Source organism: Pseudomonas baetica (genome assembly GCF_019733355.1).
In the GTDB taxonomy this organism is placed as follows: domain Bacteria; phylum Pseudomonadota; class Gammaproteobacteria; order Pseudomonadales; family Pseudomonadaceae; genus Aquipseudomonas; species Aquipseudomonas baetica_A.
Window position 1 is genome coordinate 21434 of record NZ_JAIHLQ010000049.1, and the last position, 17661, is coordinate 39094.

16 protein-coding genes are annotated in these 17661 nt (G+C 53.5%); 8 read left to right on the forward strand and 8 right to left on the reverse strand.

Annotation, left to right across the window (positions count from 1 at the left end; genetic code table 11):
* Positions 1-70 precede the first annotated feature (70 nt).
* The gene (locus tag K5E40_RS35450; protein ID WP_221733793.1) at positions 71-988 is read left to right on the forward strand and encodes an energy transducer TonB; all 918 of its coding nucleotides are present in this window, start codon (positions 71-73) and stop codon (positions 986-988) included.
* A gap of 79 nt (positions 989-1067) precedes the next feature.
* On the opposite strand, the gene K5E40_RS35215 is transcribed toward K5E40_RS35450, so the two are convergent.
* The 5 genes from K5E40_RS35215 to K5E40_RS29860 all read right to left on the reverse strand — a co-directional run bounded on the left by K5E40_RS35215 (position 1068) and on the right by K5E40_RS29860 (position 3477).
* On the reverse strand, positions 1068-1376 hold the full coding sequence (locus K5E40_RS35215) for a hypothetical protein (protein WP_260456142.1): 309 nt from the start codon (positions 1374-1376) through the stop codon (positions 1068-1070).
* A 261-nt stretch (positions 1377-1637) separates the two neighbouring features.
* Complete coding sequence (locus tag K5E40_RS29845) at positions 1638-1835, reverse strand: hypothetical protein (protein WP_221733794.1); 198 nt, start codon at positions 1833-1835, stop codon at positions 1638-1640.
* 39 nt (positions 1836-1874) lie between these two features.
* The gene (locus K5E40_RS29850; RefSeq protein ID WP_221733795.1) at positions 1875-2276 is read right to left on the reverse strand and encodes a hypothetical protein; all 402 of its coding nucleotides are present in this window, start codon (positions 2274-2276) and stop codon (positions 1875-1877) included.
* Between the two features lie 305 nt (positions 2277-2581).
* On the reverse strand, positions 2582-2818 hold the full coding sequence (locus tag K5E40_RS29855) for a hypothetical protein (RefSeq protein ID WP_221733796.1): 237 nt from the start codon (positions 2816-2818) through the stop codon (positions 2582-2584).
* Positions 2819-2901: 83 nt separating this feature from the next.
* Positions 2902-3477, reverse strand: coding sequence for a hypothetical protein (locus K5E40_RS29860; protein WP_221733797.1), 576 nt, complete (start codon positions 3475-3477; stop codon positions 2902-2904).
* A 281-nt stretch (positions 3478-3758) separates the two neighbouring features.
* Here K5E40_RS29860 and K5E40_RS29865 point away from each other — a divergent pair, with 281 nt between their 5' ends.
* Positions 3759-3920 carry a hypothetical protein gene (locus K5E40_RS29865; protein ID WP_161952140.1) on the forward strand — a complete coding sequence of 54 codons (162 nt, stop codon included), beginning with the start codon at positions 3759-3761 and terminating at the stop codon, positions 3918-3920.
* A gap of 519 nt (positions 3921-4439) precedes the next feature.
* On the opposite strand, the gene K5E40_RS29870 is transcribed toward K5E40_RS29865, so the two are convergent.
* Positions 4440-7040 carry an autotransporter outer membrane beta-barrel domain-containing protein gene (locus K5E40_RS29870; protein ID WP_221733798.1) on the reverse strand — a complete coding sequence of 867 codons (2601 nt, stop codon included), beginning with the start codon at positions 7038-7040 and terminating at the stop codon, positions 4440-4442.
* Positions 7041-7642: 602 nt separating this feature from the next.
* On the opposite strand from K5E40_RS29870, the gene K5E40_RS29875 reads away from it, so the two are divergent.
* Positions 7643-8491 (forward strand): hypothetical protein, encoded by an 849-nt coding sequence (locus K5E40_RS29875; protein ID WP_221733799.1) that lies wholly within the window; start codon positions 7643-7645, stop codon positions 8489-8491.
* A 74-nt stretch (positions 8492-8565) separates the two neighbouring features.
* Positions 8566-10716 (forward strand): hypothetical protein, encoded by a 2151-nt coding sequence (locus K5E40_RS29880; protein WP_221733800.1) that lies wholly within the window; start codon positions 8566-8568, stop codon positions 10714-10716.
* Positions 10717-10724: 8 nt separating this feature from the next.
* On the opposite strand, the gene K5E40_RS29885 is transcribed toward K5E40_RS29880, so the two are convergent.
* On the reverse strand, positions 10725-11258 hold the full coding sequence (locus K5E40_RS29885; RefSeq protein ID WP_161952139.1) for an RNA chaperone Hfq: 534 nt from the start codon (positions 11256-11258) through the stop codon (positions 10725-10727).
* 349 nt (positions 11259-11607) lie between these two features.
* Positions 11608-12033, reverse strand: a complete 426-nt coding sequence (locus K5E40_RS29890; RefSeq protein ID WP_153045938.1) for a hypothetical protein — start codon at positions 12031-12033, stop codon at positions 11608-11610.
* 287 nt (positions 12034-12320) lie between these two features.
* On the opposite strand from K5E40_RS29890, the gene K5E40_RS29895 reads away from it, so the two are divergent.
* From K5E40_RS29895 to K5E40_RS29910, 4 genes are all read left to right on the forward strand, one after another.
* On the forward strand, positions 12321-12677 hold the full coding sequence (locus tag K5E40_RS29895; protein ID WP_078465733.1) for a hypothetical protein: 357 nt from the start codon (positions 12321-12323) through the stop codon (positions 12675-12677).
* A 219-nt stretch (positions 12678-12896) separates the two neighbouring features.
* Positions 12897-14168, forward strand: a complete 1272-nt coding sequence (locus K5E40_RS29900; protein ID WP_221733801.1) for a phosphatidylserine/phosphatidylglycerophosphate/cardiolipin synthase family protein — start codon at positions 12897-12899, stop codon at positions 14166-14168.
* A gap of 546 nt (positions 14169-14714) precedes the next feature.
* Positions 14715-16214: a Fic family protein gene (locus K5E40_RS29905; RefSeq protein ID WP_078465731.1), complete on the forward strand. Its 1500-nt coding sequence runs from the start codon at positions 14715-14717 to the stop codon at positions 16212-16214.
* 850 nt (positions 16215-17064) lie between these two features.
* Positions 17065-17592: a competence protein CoiA family protein gene (locus K5E40_RS29910; RefSeq protein ID WP_311775989.1), complete on the forward strand. Its 528-nt coding sequence runs from the start codon at positions 17065-17067 to the stop codon at positions 17590-17592.
* The last annotated feature ends 69 nt before the right edge of the window (positions 17593-17661 follow it).

Consider the following 17661-nt stretch of genomic DNA (forward strand, 5'->3'; position numbering starts at 1 on the left):
GGCACCCTGTTTTGGCTTTGAATTCCCTTATAAGCCGTTACCCTATCCGCACCAACAAGAGGGATGAGTGGTGACTGAAAAGCATCTGGCGCTCCTAGCGTCGACAATTTCATTGGTCCTAGCAACCATGTCTGCCACAGCGCTGATCATGGTCAACTCTGCACGCACCGAGATGAAGACCCAGCATGAAGAGAGCCAGCGGGAGATCGGGAAATTGAACTCGCTTGTTTCGCAACTAAAAGATAACCAGATTGCCATGCTGCCGCTCCTGGGGCGCCCAAGTGAGATTTCCACGCCACAAGAGCAGGCACCCCAAGATGAGGTCCAGTCTGTTGCATCAAGTCAAGCCGATACGAGCATTGACCAGCCAGATGCGGCAAAAGCCGTAACCGAACTCCACCCGACTCCTAAGGTTGCTGTACGGGAATCGCTGCACGATATCCCGGTGGGTATCGCAAAGCCCGAAATCCCTCTAGGGCCGGCTGCCCCGACTCCTGCCGGCGTAAAAGTCTTCAAAGCTACAGACTCTCGGATCGAAGAGCCCCCGGTGCGTGAAAGTGGAGCTCCTCAGGCGAGTATCGGAAATGCTGGGGACACAATCCTTGCGGCTTTCCAAACCCCAACAATGGGTTTAAAACCCCACCCTGTCCTTGATCAGATCAAAGCCCCCGTTGTAGTCGAAGAGCCCAAGGTGCTGGAGAGTGTGGACGGGATTCTCGTATCGAAGATCATCTCAAACTGGAAGCGGCCTGAAAGCGCCCGGAACGGTATGGCCGTCGAGATCGTGATCAAGATGGGGCGTAAGGGTCATATTGAGTCGGCAAAGGTGGTCAAATCGAGTGGTGACAAGGCATTCGACTCCTCTGCCACTTCTGCCATCCTGGCTGTCAAGCAACTGCCTGAAATGACCCAGGTCACCGACGGTACGTACAAGCGCCTCTACCAAGAACGCAGAGTTCGCTTCAGCCCTGAAGACCTCTCAGGCTAAACCAGCCACTTCAAAAAAGCCGACTAGATGTCGGCTTTCTTTGCATATGTACATCAGGCTACTTTCGACTGCTTGGCAGCTATGCCTGCACCGCCGTTGCATAAGCATGTTGAGCATCAGCGTCCTTAACAATTTCGACTTCAAACTCAACGAACTCTTCAGCTAAGGCCTTGTTGATAGCCTCAACCTCCAGATCCGTAATCCCGGTAACCCCTGGCCAGATTCGGACGTAAGCAGCTTCGCGCGGAAACATAAAACGGCCTCGGGTGTACGACTCGCGCAGGACAACATCCACGAGCGTTTTCTGAAAAGCATCGGAACTGATGATAAATCGTAAGTCTGACGAGAATTTGCCACTGAAGTGCTCGGCACCTTCGATTTCGATCACGTTAGGTTTTACGTTCAGATACACCCGATTTCGTACAGCTTTCCGAGTGAACAAAATCAGCCAAGTGCAAATAGCCATGCAACTAGCTGTACAAACGGTTACTGGCCAGAAAATTTCTTTAGGTACATAGCCGCGCCACAGGAATGAAAGGCAGCACCAACCAATAAAAATCAACGGTGGTGAAATGAGCTACCCAATTTGCTTGCCCTGTATTTCCTTCAAAGTGATTCCTCTTTAAGTCGTCAGTTCCAAAGCCGCCCATTAGCCTTTTAAAACAGGTTTTCTCGATCTCAAGCGGTATTTTCTGTACAGATGAATAAGGACAGCTTCAACAGTGCTCACCACAACAATGGCTATCAAGAAATTGGTCAGCGTAGCGCTGAAATAAATGAGACAAGCCATCATGGCCAGATGTCCCAGGCCACTGATGATCATGTTCATCCTTGCGATGCGTGTCATTGCAAACTCCCATACTGGACACTTTATACGGCCTAATTCTTAACGAGCGGCGTCTTCCGCCTGCCCCTGGGTATCTAATAGATCCATCACTGACGGCGCATCTATTTCTCTTCCGATCCGCCCATACGCTGGCACAGTCTCATCACCTAGCATGAGAGTGAGGGCTGGTGTTTCATTCACTCCAAACTGCTCACGAAGGCTGTCGGTAGACGCGTCGAGGGTTTCGATACGAATAAGCCTGTAGCCAGCAAGTTTGGGGTTTACGCTCGGATTCAAAACTGTCAAATCCAAAACTGAAGAACATGCAGTACAGCCAGGCGCGGTCCAAAGGATCAGGCTCTTCTGTCGTGCCGCAACGGCCGCCGCAATCAGGATCCGCCCTTCCCCTTCGCTGTTTGCAAGCTTCCATAGCGATTCATGTGTTTGTGCTGGTGGCTGCAAGCTCCTGAGCGGCGTTGTAGGGGCCTCGTGACCGGCGAGCCCACCACCAATTGCACAGGCGCCGTAAACGATTAGGAATACCCCGAGAGTCTGCCTCATGGCAGGGTGAAGCGGCTCAGTTCGCCTCATCAGGAAAATAACACCTGAAATAGCAGATAGGAGGCCCAATGATGCAAGCCCCGCAGATGACCAGGTCGCAGCTGGCAAAATGGCAACAGCGGCAATCCCGGCCAAGGTGAAGGCTGACGCCCCCCAGAACACCGGTGAGCCAACTTTTAACCAATCGTGCCTATCTATGCGCGGTATCAATGCTTTGTTGCCACTTCAGCATATTTGGCTTCAATTGCTAGGAAGGTTTGAATGAGCTCCAGGTCGGCCCCGACCCACTTCAACGCATCAGACATCAGATTAAATCCCCGTGTACTCGCGTCAGTTTTGCTTATGGTTTTTTTGACCTTTTCATCCATGACGACCCAGGTTTTTTTGGTGTCTTCAATCAGATCAACGACTGAAATCAAACCGCTCTTGGACGCGACTAGCATGGCTGGGTTCCTATGTTTTGGGGTTGTGCCCATTCAGACCCAATGCTAGGTCCCAGATCTGTCACTAGCAAACCAAACACATGCTACGAAATCGTGTTGCTCGTTCGACCCTTGCAAGCCTTGATTAATCTGTGTGCGAGCATCGCCCACTTGAGGTAGGCATCAAGCCGCTCTACATACCCAGTGCCGGGCTTGCTTGTGCTTTCTCCGGTTCTGAACAGCTGAAGCTCGGTATCACAAAGTGAGATCCTTAGAACCAGGATGCCGCGGATGGATTTTATGTGGTCATGAGCTTCTTTCGGCGACATGCCTGCCAGGCCGAACAGCGGCAGTTCGCAGTAATGGCAACTTGAGAGATTTACGCCGTTCCACAGCAGGGAGGCTGTCCACGGGTTTTTTGAGGCTTCCCCACTGGTTTTTGTGCACTCACTGCAGACGACCTGCCAACGCTTTCGCTTGCCCGGGCGCTCTACCTCGGTGAGGATCGCGCCACTTGAACAGGAGTCGCAATCGAAAAGCGACACGACCCTAGGGTCATGAGAGCCAAAAGCGAGCGTTGGTACCGCACATGAACCCTGAGATGAGGCCAGAAGCAGTTGCAGCTCTTCTTTTTTGCCGGCCAAGCTCAGCTTCTGATGTCCCTTGGGCATTCCAGGCATAACAGCATTCCTTGCTTCCGGCCGAAGCCGGCTATTTACCGCGACTTACAAAGCAACGGGGTGGTAGAAAAGCGATTCCACAGGGTCCCGTATCCATCATTGTGTGTTGCGTCGACGACAACGATTTCCACGCAAGAGCCGTCAAGCTGAGCGCTGTAGGCCTGCGCGACTGAAGGGGGAACCACTGGGTCGTTGGAACCAACAATGTGTCTTTGGGGAATCTGAGCAAGCCGTGCTTTGTACGCCAAAGGGGTGATGGGGGCTTTGAGTGGGCTCAGCTTGTGGAGCTTTGTCCAAAATACCGGGTCTACGTTGCCGGCAATGGTCTGCACCTGGTCAACATCATCGCGCATACCGGCCAGCACGAGCGCGACCTCACCACCGCCCGAGTGCCCAACCAGTTCAAAAGTCTCTACATTGAAGCGACGTTTCAAGGCAGTTAGGGCTGAATCCATAGAGTCGATGGCTGGCTTACCGAAGCGTGATCCAGTCCAGACATCAAGGGTGCAGGCGCTGGACCTTACAAACTGACATGGCCTGGCCAAGTACGCCGCGGATGTTAAATCCTCAGCTGCAAACTGAAGCATGAGTGAAGAGTGTGGGGTTGGATCAGTGCTCGGTTGGGAGGATGTTGCCCAGGCGTGGCCGTCCCCCTCTATGTACACACGTAGGTGCTTGTAAGTCCCCGGTGCGGGAACCATTCCCTGAATAGGAAATGTAGGTGTCTGTAGCACGGCTCCTCTCAAGGAGCCTGTCGAAAACTGGGCAAGGTTTACCGGTGATGCACAGCCTCCCAGCAAAGCAGCACTGGCTAGGGCGATGCTGGTGATCATAGTCTTAAGCATTTCAGCCTCTCTCTAATGCATCTCTCGATAGCGTCCCTCAAGGAGGCTATCGGCAAGTGCATCCAAAAGAATAACGGCCAGCAATGCTGGCCGCTCCTTCTAACATCCTGAATTTATTCAGAAATCGAATCTGGCCTTGACTGTGAAGGTATCGGCATTGAAGTCGGTTTTCTTGAGGTAGGAGTAGCTCGCGCCTACCGTAACCGCACCGATCGAGTAGTCAGCGCCCAGGCCCAGCTCGAGGCTGTTGCGAGCGCTAGACGCGCCCGAGGACACGAATGGAGAGCCGCCCAGTGTGTAAGTGCTGGTGGTGTTCGCCTTGTCTCCGATGAAGTCGTGGTAAGCCATGGCCGTCGCCGAAGGCTTCAGCGTACCGTTCATGAAGCTGAAGTCCTTGGCGACACGAACGCCGCCGCCGATCTCACCTACTTCGATACGCTGGCCACCGACGCTGAGAGCAGCACTGGAGTTTTTCTCGGTGTAACCATCGATCTTCAGGTTGCTGTAGCGCAGAGCAGCACGTGGTTCGACGAGGAAGCCGTTGTCGAAGTTGAAGCCGTAACCGCCCAGTACGTTGATACCGAAAAGGTCACTGTCGTAGTCGCCTTTTGCAACGGTGTCTGCGATGTCACGCTTGCTGGTGTTTTCGTTCTTACCGATGGTCACGCTACCGTCTACGAACGCAGGGCCTTGGTTCCAGCTGCCGTAGGCAGTCAAAGCGTATGCATCGACGTCGGTCTGGTTGTACAGGCCGTTCACTTTCGAGTTGATGTAGCTGTAGGCAAGACCCAAGGTCAGGTCCGGGGTCAGCTTGCCGTCAGCACCGATGACGATACCGCTGCTGTAAGCGTTGTAGCCTGCAACACCATCACGCGAGCCTTGGTCTGCATCCGAGTACAGTCCTTTGACCCATACGCCGGTATCTTTCAGCACGTCACCGGAGGACATGCCGCGAACTTCAGCATTGCGGCCGTTCAAAGCGTTGGAAACCAGAGATTGGCCGCCCAGTGCAGCTTGAGTCGAGCCACCGTTCACGTTCGGGGACAATTGCTCAGCCAGGCGAGCCAGCTGCTGTTCATCAGCATTGGCGAAGGCTTTGAAGACCTTGTCGTTTGCATCCAGCTTGCTCAGAACGCTGTCAGTGAAAGGGCGGATTGCGCGGGATGCATTGCCCGAAGCGCCCATCTTGGCGATCAGGTCGGCAACAGTCGAACCAGACTTGCCGGTAACGGTTGCGGTCACTTGGTCGCCGCTAACGTTGAAGCCGGTGATGTTCAGTAGTGCGGAGCTGCTCACCACGGACAGACCGTTGTCGGTCAGCGTACCGGCTTTCACCAGAGTGTAGGTGGTGCCTTGGCTGTTGCCGGTGAAGTCACCCGGGTTAGCGGTAACACCGATTTTGCTGCCACTGGCGAAGGTAGCGTTACCGGCCACATTCAGGATTGGAGTTGCCGGGTTGGTTTGATCGCTAACGCGAAGTTGCAGCGTACCCGCCGAGGCTACGTTCAGATCACCAGTAAAGCTGGTACTGGTAGAAGCCAGGTAAAGGGTGCCCGAGTTCACATCGACCAGGAAAGCTTCGATCTCTTGGCCATTGAAGGTGCCATTGCCATCGACCTGGATGAGGTTCAGACCTTCCATGTTGCCGGTGATAGTGCCGGCAGTCCACTCGAGGCGGGTTTGGAAGTTACCGTTGATGGATTTCTCGCCGCCGACGATCGATCCGCCGTTCTGGTGAATTACAAACAGATTATTCGCATTGTCATCACCGCCCTCGGAAGGATCGTAGTTGACGCTTTCCACGCTGATCCCGGTACCAGTCGAAATGATGTTGCCGGTGTTGATGATGCCGTTGGTGGCAGTCTTCACTTCCGGGGCCAGTGAGTCGACTACGCGGATGCCCACCGCGTTGTCACCAGAGACCTGGATGGTGCCGATGTTGTTCAGGGCGTTAAAGTTCAGGCTCTTGATGACGATGCCGGAAGTGTTGCTGCCGCTGCCTGCGATAGTGCCTTCGTTGATGACGTCATGGCCGAAGTTGATCTTGTCTAGGCTGATGCCGGCCGAATCATTACCAGACACGGCGATATTGCCTTTGTTGATGACGTCTTTACCGATGGTGCCCAGATTGCTTGTACCGGTGGATGTGAAGGCGTAAATGCCTTTCGAGCCCGTGCCACTCACCGAAAGGTTGCCAGTATTGATCACATCGCCGCCGATCTGGGTATTGCCCAGTTCGATAGCGCGAGGGGTGTCGCTGTCGATGGTGTTGTCAGCGCCGACCAGGGACATGTTGCCATTGTTGACAAAATTGCCGCCGATCGTAGCGCCGTCAGTAACGATACCTACTGGTGCCACGCCGGAGAGGTCGAAGTTCCCGTTGTTGGTGAGGTTGCCACCGACAGTGGTAGGTACTGCATCGCCGTCGTCCGAGGAATCCAAGTCCAGAGCATCAACGAATTGACCGTGAGCGGTTACATTCGCGTTATTGGTCAGGTCGCCGGTAATGGTTGCACCTTTGAAGCCGGTTCCATCTTGATCCGCTTCGCGGGTTGCGTTGCCGGATAGGGTTACATTGTTGTAACTGACTCGAGAGTAAGCCACCTCGCTGGCTCCACTAACATCCTTGTTCAGGTCGGCAGGAACAGCCAGTGCGCTGGCGCTTGCAGCGGTGATGGCCAGGGCCAGGAAGGTCTTGCTCAGTGTGTGTTGGCTCACTTGTTGAATCCTTGCAATGTGTGGGGGGTCCGGCGTCCGTAAGGGCTAAAATTTGCTTCGGATGCTGGCTGCGGAAAAGAGCATAACGACCAAAATCATTTCGACCAGTCAAAATGGGTGGACAAAATCCTCATCCGCAGAACGCCTTTGTAGCAACCCTGATACGTCTCCAAAACGGGTGCTTAGTTAGCACACTACCGTTCGTCAGACAAACTGAACTCTCAGGGAATTTTCAAACCACTGTTTTATATACGTTTTTTTTGAGGATAAAAAATTAATTTCCTCAGATTGGGACTGAATGCTCTGTGAAGGGTTTCACAGACGAAGGTGTCAATGTACTATCACTCCCCGAAGCCAATAAATTGGCTCATAAAGTTTGGCGTGCTGGGAATTATCCCGCCGTCAGACACACGTGTAGAGGGGGAGACCTGGTCTCTCTGCCTGTAGTTGACGGCACCGACGGCTGGGAAATATTTCCCCGCTACTCGCTAGGGAAGGTCGTACCCATTTTTTGGGCGCGGCCTCCGTCCCTGTCTTGTCTGCTATAAGGCCGAGTCCAGTCAATGGACAGCCCCCTCACAAATAAATGTAGGGGGTGAGCAGTGCACAATCAGATTCTGGACCTGAATCCGAAATTGGCTGATAAGGCTAAGGCAGCCGAAACGGCAGCCTTGAACGATTTCCACGAGAAAGTCGTCAAGCTATCTGAAACCTTCTCTATAAAGGAGACGGCCCGACTTCTTCGTGTCAGTACCGGATTTCTGAGGACACACTCAATACAGCGCGGGGTGACGTTTGCCGATCGTGAAAGCCGCACCCCTGCAGAGAAGCGTAAAGTCAAAAAGCTCTGGGATCACTATCTGATCCACTATGAGACCCGTCAGGTCCAAGCCCCTACCCCATTTGTTAAGCCCGGTGACCTAGCCATCAATCCCGGTCTGGAGCTCAAAAGCCGCCGCGCCTGGGTCAATGGTCAAAATGCGTTCCTCGCCCGTTGTGTCGAACTTTCTGAACTGTTCACCGTTGCAGAAGCAGCTGACATCCTTAAGGTCAGCCATCGCTTCCTCAAAACCTACGCATACAATGAGCAAATCACATTCGTTGGCGGCCCTTCGCTGGATGTGAAAAACGAGTTCTATTGCCGAGCTGAGAAGCTCGCTGCGGACAAAGCGCCGATCCAGGCAGCTGCCCAGACCCTCAACGTCACCACTAGGTTCCTCACAGGATTTGCCAAACACTGGCAACTGCCCTTCATCTTCCCTGAGTCTGTCGATTCCGCCGCCGAATCCGACGATATCTCCTTTATGGAAGACATGTGCATCGACGAGGACGGTGATGACGACCTTGTAATGTCGGATGCTGATTCCGACAGCGACTCGGTCACCTCCTCCCCTTACTACGACCGGCCGACGAATAAGCAAGCTTACGGCTCTTCGTACGCTCAGTTCTAAATGGCCCATACGCCTGGGAATCCAGAAGTCTGGCGTTAGGTTGGGCTTCTCCCCTTCCTAACCAAGGACCAATCATGGACGCTGCCGTAGAAACTGTTTCAACTGCTAATACCGAGCTTTGTGTTACCGACATCTCGATTTCTGATCAGATTAACGGTAGCGGAGACTCCCAAGAGAGTGACGGAAGGCTCCGTCTCAGCTACATAGTGCCACCAGCATTCCGGCAACCAATGGTAAATCAGGCAGCCTGGACCACTTGGTATGGCTCTCCAAAGGCCATCGCTGACGTTACCGATGTTTTGATGCGGTTACGTAGCCCGAAGCTCAATAACGTTCGGGGCCTAGCCACTTTCAACCTGCCCAAAGGGCGGAGTGTGCCCCCGGCAACGATAATGCTTAGTTTTCTGGGCGTTGCCGAGCACCGGCACATTGTGGCCGAGGTTATGGGGGATGAGTTCGATCGCATTGACTTAGGCTCCAAGCTTGAGTTCAACCTCGGTCAGCTGCTTGGTAATAAGGCCCGCGATCAACTGCGCACCATGGCACAAACCTCCGCTGCTACTGATCTTGTCAGCCATATTGAAAGATGCTTCCCGATCATGCGCAGCCTTTTCCAGGCAGGCGTATTTTACCGTGAGCTTGCACTGCCGCTTTTATACCTGGGAGCACTGAAGGATCGGCTTGCAGATAGCTCTCAGAAGCTTAATCAGACCGATCGCTTTCGCATTGATATGGCTTTGTCTGTCTTGCTCAATGCACTGCCATCGCCGTTTTCTGGGGTGATCCTAGGAACCTGTGAGTCGATTCTTAAAGTGTTCCCTGAGCAAGCGGCCAAGGAAGAACGGTTGATCGCCAAGCGGGGTCCAATGGACCCTGCTGTGCCGCTTGCTGAGCAAATGTCTGAGAACGGGTTTGCAAGCCTCGTCCAAGAGGTTGTGACGTTCCACTACAGTTCGAGCGCAGGTCGAAAGCAACCACTCCCAGCCTTGCTCAATGCCGCCGAAGCAGCAGCTTTAGCCTTAAGTCCCGGCGAAAACGTGCTGACTATTGTATACAAGCAATTCTGTGATGACTTTGCACTCCCTCGATGGAACGCGCTCACTGAGTCATTGCAAAAGCATGCAGGATCGATGGAGGTGCCCTTTGATCACAAGGCTCTCCCGAGGGACCTCATCGGCCGGGCAATTGAGCAGCCTAAAGGTCACACCTGTGAAGCCGTCCAATTGCTTCGGGGGCTTATCCAGTTCAACCATGCGCATATGGATGTCGAAGCTTTCACAAAACGCGCAGATAAGCAGTTAGCCAAGGCCCGCGAGTTGGAGTCACAGATCTCAACGTTGGGCGCGAACCTTACCGCGAGCGCGATGATCAAGATCGCCAGCCTGGCTCAGGCCGGCAGCGAAGAGATCATGGCCAACCGTAATTGGTTCAAAACCGAGGTCGAAAGTCTTTCACCACTGGTACGCACCTGGCAGCGGTTCTATGAGGAGTGGGATCGTTTGCTGCGTAAAGGTTCGCCTGGTCCAAACAAGCACGCCGCTTCCTTGGCGGTCGTCGAGAAGCTCCACAAGCAGCCTGCAGCTCCTACAGCGACCTCACCAGAGGTTGAAGACCTTCAAACCCAAATTGAGACTCTTAAGGGCCTGCTTGAGCAGAAGGACATCGACAGCAACGAGATGCGTGTTGAGCTCTACAACCTGCGGCTTTTCAAGGAAAACCTGGGTCTGCCCGTTCACCGGCCTGAACCGTTGGCTTTGAACATGGACATGATGCGTCGCGTAGCTATGCGTGACTCGATTACGCCCACGGACGTACTCATGTTCATCGAATCTGTTTCTGAAGGGCGCGTTGTGGTGCTGGATTCTGCTTGGAAGTCTGCCAAAGAGGCGGCGTCTTTCCAGCAGACCGGGCGCATGCTGGACGTTATCACCACGATGGTATTTCCGTATTACGATTCGCTTATGGCCGGCAATCCCGACTCGACGGCACGGGCCATTCTCGGCAACTCGTACTCAGCAAACGAATCTGAAACTGTTAGCTCGCATCGCCGTCTGCGGGCGCAGCGCGAATTTGAATATCAGGGCGAGATCCATTTCTTCGAACGTCACCTCAAGGCTGGCAATGGCGCTGGTCTTGAGGGTATGCGAATTCACTTTGATATCATCGATGGCAAGGTAGTGATCGCCTACACCGGGCCACACCTGGAGTGCTCATCTAGTAACTGATCGAAGCATCAATTACCGTCGTCGCCCTTTACTTCAGATGGCGTCGACGGTTTATCTTTTGGGGCGACCATCTTCGACCTCATAGTCTTCTTCACCGTCACCTCCACTGCGCCCGGTGCCTTTTTCGGGACTGTTGGTGTTGGACTGGCTTTCCCGCAAAGGGCAGGTCTTGGTTTGCGAATTGGTGCAGTGCCCACCTGTGCGCTTGCAAGCATCTCGGCTTTCTTTTTCTTGCGCGCTTTTTTACGGGTGATGTGATTCCCTCTCCCTTTGTACTCAAGGAAAAGTGGCAATATTTCTTCTGCGCGAACGAGAGCAATGTAGGACTTCGGGATCATCTTAGGGATTTTCTCTACGCGCGTTGCGCCTAGGAGAATGCACTTCCGGTCGTGATCCACGATCTTCCCCTGCAACGCTCGACCTGAGTCGAGGTAGACCTTGATTAGAATTTCGTTGCGCTGACAATAATCTAAAAAACGATCCTGCTCATTTGTCGACCGATCGTGTTGGGGTATAGCTCGATCGGAATGCTCGTTCGTCATGCAGCCGTCCTGGTCGCTAATTTTTCTGGCCATCGTTCATATGGACACCTGCATATGGACACCTGTGAACGTCAATGCACACATAATACGACCGAAAGTGATGGCATAACAGTGCGCGCCGCGAATTGGGCACGGCAAATGGCCACACATCCACAGTTTTTGGTGGTATTCCGTCAAAACTAAAAATTCTTCAGTGAGGTGATTACCAGCCGTGCTGTGGCTTAGGTATTGGTCAAGGCTGAAGGTTCGGCTCCTACAAACAATATACCTATTATTCGTAGGAAATGTCGTACACACAGTGTAGATCAATTGGCTGCAACCCGCGTCGCACGGGCTTTGCTACGGCACCTCAGAATGGATCGCGTGGCCTTGGCGTAACCGACGCAGCAAGGCTATCAATAATCAAGATCAGTTCAATCAGGTCGCAGTATGGGACGCAGCCTTCGCCGTATTTTTTCCATATGAAGGACTTCAGCCCCTCAGGCCAGTCCTCCATCATGTAAAGGGCTTGGTTTGAAACCATACCTAAACGCCGTTCAGTTTCGTTCGGTGAGCAATCCCTAGGTCCAATGGTTTTGTGCACCCGTACCCAAAGAGACTTGAACCCGTCTCTATACGACTCTGGAGCATCATCAAATGGCGTCCTGAACTGATCCGAGTCGACTAGTGCAACATCGGATTTTGGCTCAGCACTCTGTGAATCAATCGAACTCAATGGTGTCGTTGATTTCTGATTACGCCGGCGCTCTAGGTATGGCTGGAATGCAATGATCATCGGACCTCGCGTGCTGTCGGATTGTGGCCTACGGCTCCCCGAGATTCTCAAGCTAACCCAGCTGTCCGCAACCCAAACCTCAATCTCGAATTTGGTTGGGGTGTTTCGGGTTGCTGGCTAAATTTGCCCGGTTATTCTCCTCTAAGACCTTCAGCATCGCCTGAAGCGCTTGTCTCTCCGTGCGGGAACTCGTTACCGCCGGCCTCAAGCGAACCGTCATAAATAGCCATTGCTGGACTGTGGCTCAATCAATATGCGGGCTTGGTGCCCAGCCTAAAGGAATGCCAATGTTAGTATCGATGATCGGAGCTCTCGCTCAACCTGTTGCCTTGGCCATGTCTCTGTATTCCAGCGCCGAGTCGCTCACTACGGTGATGCTGCACCAGGAGGCCCCTGTTGCAAAGGTAGCCACAGTAAAGGCTGTTGCAGCTACCAAGGAAGAGCTTTCTGAAATTACTGCCCCGGGCATCCAGCTCAGCCAATACCTGACACCAGCTGGCAAAGCCTCAATGTGTGCTGCATTGGCCCAGACACTGGGAACTAAGAGCACGTCGGCAGCTATGAATCAGGCCATGCGTGACTGTTACCCCGAAGCCTCCAACACCAAGGGTGTTGAGAGCACTATCTCAACGAAGGCCCTCTGACAGGCCACCTAAATGTCCATTGGCGCATGGGTCTTCACTTTTCAGGCTCATGTCGCCTCTCACTCGATCTAGTCAGATATGCGAGCCATCAATTATTGAATTTAGTCCTAGCCCTGCTGGATAGCACCCCCTCCAGCTTACGGAGGGTCCTGACTTCGTTTTTCTGCGGTAACTAGCGGCCCATGTAAACTGGCTGTTCACAGCAGCTAGGTTTTCGGCATGCCCACCTTTCCCGTCCACACCAATGGGCCTTCCAAGGACTACGTCCTTTCGGCCTATAGTCTCCTACTTGAATCCGCTTCAGTGCTAAGGCTCGCTGCGCCGTATTTCAATCGATCTGATGAGATTATCAAGGCCGCGCGCCGCGGTGCGACCGTACAGCTTCTAGTTGGCCTCAACTCGGCAACTCATCCAGGCGAACTGGCGAAGGTTGTCGCCGAACCCAACTGTACGGTGCATTACTTCACAGATGGCTTCCACTCAAAGGTTTTCATTGGAGATGACAATCAGGCAATGCTTGGATCAGCGAATCTCACTCAGGGAGGACTGGTCCAAAACCGCGAAGCAACGATCACGCTGGATCAGCCCCACGACGAGGCTCGCATAGCTGCGCTGCTACTGCATTTCGCCGAGCTTTGGGATGATGCAGCCATATTGACGCCGGCAGAGCTCAGCAAGTTTCGAATTATCTGGGAATCGACAAAGAAGTTGCCCTCTGCAGACGCCCTGTTCGACAAGGGCCTGGCCCCCGTCACGCCTACCAACGTTTTGGTAGGTAGTGAAAAGAAATCACCACAGCGCCTATTCCTGGCTGACATGCAAAAGCTCATTTACAGCCAGTACATGCCCGCGTTTCGTGAGGTTGCCTCATTCTTGGAGAGTGGTGGGTATCGTCGACCTGAGCTCGCTAGTTTGGATATTTCGGCTGAAACCAACAGGTTCCTAAACTGGTGTCGCCTTACTCTGATTCTCGATGATGAAACCTGGAAGGAAGCGCCGGAGCTGGACCCGGCGGCGCGGCTTACAAAATTGGCGTCGATCTCTCAAGCGTGGGTAGATACGAGGGATCCCCGTATTGAGTCCGGCTACGTAAGTTCACAAAACCTTCTGCACCAGGTGTTTGGATCACCTGAGGCTATAGGTCAAAGCAGTCAGGAGCTGCTTACAGAGGGACTGCTGCAGGTGCATGCCTTCTCGGAGTTACTACGGTTTACCCGCGGGGGCTTGGCTCAGCTACCTGTGGTCTTTTGGAAGGACAACGGCGGCGACGTCACCCGGGTGAAAGCAAGCCTTACACATCTCCTATATGGGAAGGACGACTTTGCCGTCAGGATCTGTGACTTGCTGTGGTCTGAGAACTACAGACTGTCCAAAATTGGGAAGTTCTGCTCATTGGAGCTTGTCGGGATGGTCAAGCCTCACGAGGCGCCTCCAATCAACAGCAGGATGGCCAAGTCCCTGAAATTTCTAGGGCACAACGTCCGGGTTTAGGCCAGACCAACCACTCGACGCTCGACCGCTCCCAAAGCGAGCCATCCGGACTATCCCTGTCAGCATATGTCCGACTCACTGAATCGGGCAGTGTCAGCTTGGCATCGGCCACTGAGTCAATTCGGGGGCAGCGCCAGTGACTGAGTGAGGATTGAGCCGCCACGCTGCGCCGGGTGTGACTGCAAACTCCGGCTGCGGAGGTTCCAATCATGGGACTGCGCTCCGGCGCTTATGTCCTGCACATCAACGCTGTGAAAGTTGCTTAGCCGAGCAACCGAGACTTGGGCCTGGCAGGACGCGAAACAAAACACGTTACCAGCCCTCTTTTCGCTGATGTCAGGCTGCCATGCTTAAATCGTTGCCGTAATACAGCCGACAGGTAAACACACGACGACCACTACACAGATTCCCGTCGCGCCGATATGCGAAAGACCTAAAAAACGTGGTTCTGCGCCCATTTTCGGTTAATATTTTCTGAGTGATCTGGGCATATTTTAAGAAAATTCTGGCTCTGTTAAAAAAATCTAGCCAAAGACAGGGGGAATAATGGGAAATATGGTGGGTTACGCCCATTTGATCAATGAGATGAGGCTGAAGGCTATCGGGGTAAAGAACCCAGCACTCGTTCAACCCGTCACCCGCATTGAGCGGATCAACGGCGCGCTTGCAGTACCGCAGGCGGTTGCGCCGGAGGCTGGGGATTTTCTCGCCCACATCATCTTTGCGCTCAAACATGAGGGCGTCAACCTCTCTATTTTGGCGCAGGCTCTGCCTCGCATTGAAGCTCGAATCCTTGTCGAGGCCATAACCCAATCTCCCAGCAGCGGCTATCTGCGCAAAGTCTGCTTCCTCTGGGAAGCCTATTCCGACTTATTACTGGACTACACGGACAAGCCTCGGGGCCCTGGCGTCCTGCTGTTTGATCCAGAGCGGTACATCACGGGCCCATCGGTGCGAAACAACCGCTGGCGCGTGGACTTCAATGGTCTTGGGACGCTCCAATATTGCGCGACGGTAGAACGCACGCCTGAGGTTCAGGCCCTGCTTGAATACGACATTCTCGGCCGTTCGAAAGAGTTCATTGCCTCCTTGCCTAAGGAAATGATGGATCGCGCCATAAACTGGGCGTACCTGAGCGAAACAGATTCTTCATTTGCGATTGAAAAGGAAGCACCAAGCCAGCAGAAGTCAGAGCGTTTTGTTCAATTACTGCGCCAGGCACATGACCGCCAGCCGCTTACCGAAGACTACTTGGTTTCTTTGCAAAACAATGCGATTTCCCAACCGCTCGAATGGGCGGTGGCCTTCCGGCATGAACAAAACCACCTGACCAACTCCTTTCGAGGAGCGGCGGGGGTCACCTATATCCCCCCCCCTCCAGATCTTTGCCGGGAGCTGATGTTCGAACTCATGGCCTTCGCAAACCGTGCACCCTTGGAGCTTGACCCGCTGGTGGCCGCCGGCATTGCCTCATTCGGGTTCGTCTTCTTGCACCCCTTCATGGATGGGAATGGGCGACTGTCGCGCTTCTTGATACACCAGGCATTGTGCTGCAGTGGTGCGCTGGAGAACGGCTTGTTACTTCCTGTCTCCGTGGCCATGAAACGAGAGGAGCAACGCTATCTAGAAGCTCTGCAGAGCTTCTCAAAACCTGCACGGCAATTCTGGGACGTTCGTTGGATCGATGCCGACAACATGTCGCTTAACTTCACCGGCGACCCAAGCCTATATCGCTACTGGGATGCGACTGAGTGTGTGGCCTTCACGCTGGAAATGGCCAAGCGGGCATTGGAAGTCGAACTTAGGGAAGAAACTGAGTATTTGCAACGATACGACACCTTGCTCAAGGTGGTTAATGACAACTATGACGTGCGCGGCAACCTCTTGAGTAAGCTGATTATGCAGTGCTTAGACCAGAACGGGGTCGTATCAAAGGGTCGGCGCAAGCAATACAACGGGTATATCCAAGAGGAGGTTTTCGACTTCCTGGAAGGTCACGCCCAGGCCCTTCTGGCAGAAGCCTACACAGAGCCCGACGACGAATAGTTCAGCCCAAACCTTAACCCAGGGTACATAGCATTCTCGGCCCCCTGAACCACGCCTTGCCGTGTGACCTACTAAATAAAGTCTGTCGGAAACCGGTGTTGAGGCACCCAATGCATCGCGCCATTCAACGCACCTACGGCTCTGATTTATAGGGTAAGCGGCGGATTTCAGCGACAGCATTCAAATGCTCTGCGACAGACTTTATTTCGTGGCTACACCTGGCGACAGTGCCACCCAAAGCGTTACCACTAAATAAATAACATCATAGCAAAGCGGCCCTATTTTCCTATGGCACCCCTCGAACTACCTGTTACATCTCCTGTGAAACGCTCTTCCTTTAAAAGCGTCCTACCCGGCCGGCCCAGGTGCACGCCGCACAGGAAAAGCTGGGGGAGAAGCAGAAAGAAAAGGGCCTGGCGAAAGCCAGGCAAAGGAAAGAAAGGAAAAGCGGTTAATCAGGTTGGTGGGTAGGTTCAGGCCCAGCAATTCCGAGGGAATTAGGGTTTTGGAGATGGTAGGAGGTGCGCCAAAAAAGCAGATCGACCCCTGCTATGATGTTTCGTTTTAAGTCTGATTATGAATTGACTTCTGTTATTTCGGTGGTCCTACGAAATAAAAACTGTCGCAGGCTGGGCTGTCGTAAATGGTGCGTTACCAAGTTAGTATCCTCCAGTGCTGCTTGCTTCGCTTCGTTCCTGACAGCAGGTTCAGGTAGCGAAGGATCAAATCTAGGCGCTCTGAATTTCAACTGCGTCATTGGGACATGGAGGTTGACTTGGCTTGCGTGGGCTTAGTGAACGGCCGCCGCACTGTGGCCTCGTTGCTTAGCGATGAAGACTGGAAGGAAGTCGTGAAGCTGTCCAAAGGCCGGCAGGTGCTCATGCCGGATACGAAACTTCCTGCACAGGCCAAAACCCTCAGATGGGATGGCGGCATCACCAGATACTTTTCCCACTTCCCTGGAGAGAGCCCAGAGGGCTATACCAGCACTGAAAGCCCAGAACATATCGCCATGAAGGTAGCCATCTACAAAGCGCTGGTCGATCTAGGCATTCGCGCCGAGCTTGAAGATGGTGTAGACGATTGGCGAGCTGACATTCTGGTTGGCGACTCTGCCTTTGCTCCGCGCCTAGCAATAGAAGTGCAGATTTCGCCTCAGTCAGCGCAGCGGACATACGAGCGTACTGAGCAGCGCAATCACTCCGGTGTTCCTACTCTTTGGATATTCGGCAGTATCGGCCTGACGGGCCGTCTCTCCGAGGATCTAGCACGGAGAAACCCCATCTTCGTCGCAGAAACCCCCCAGGATGCAGCCGATATAGGGGAGCCCGCAGAATTCGGAAAAAATCGTACGCTAAGGTTTTCCGGGCATCCGTAAGGGCCGAAACTTCCCGTCTTCCAGTCTGCGGCTCTGCCGCCAGACGTAATCGCCGGTTAGGTTGATGTG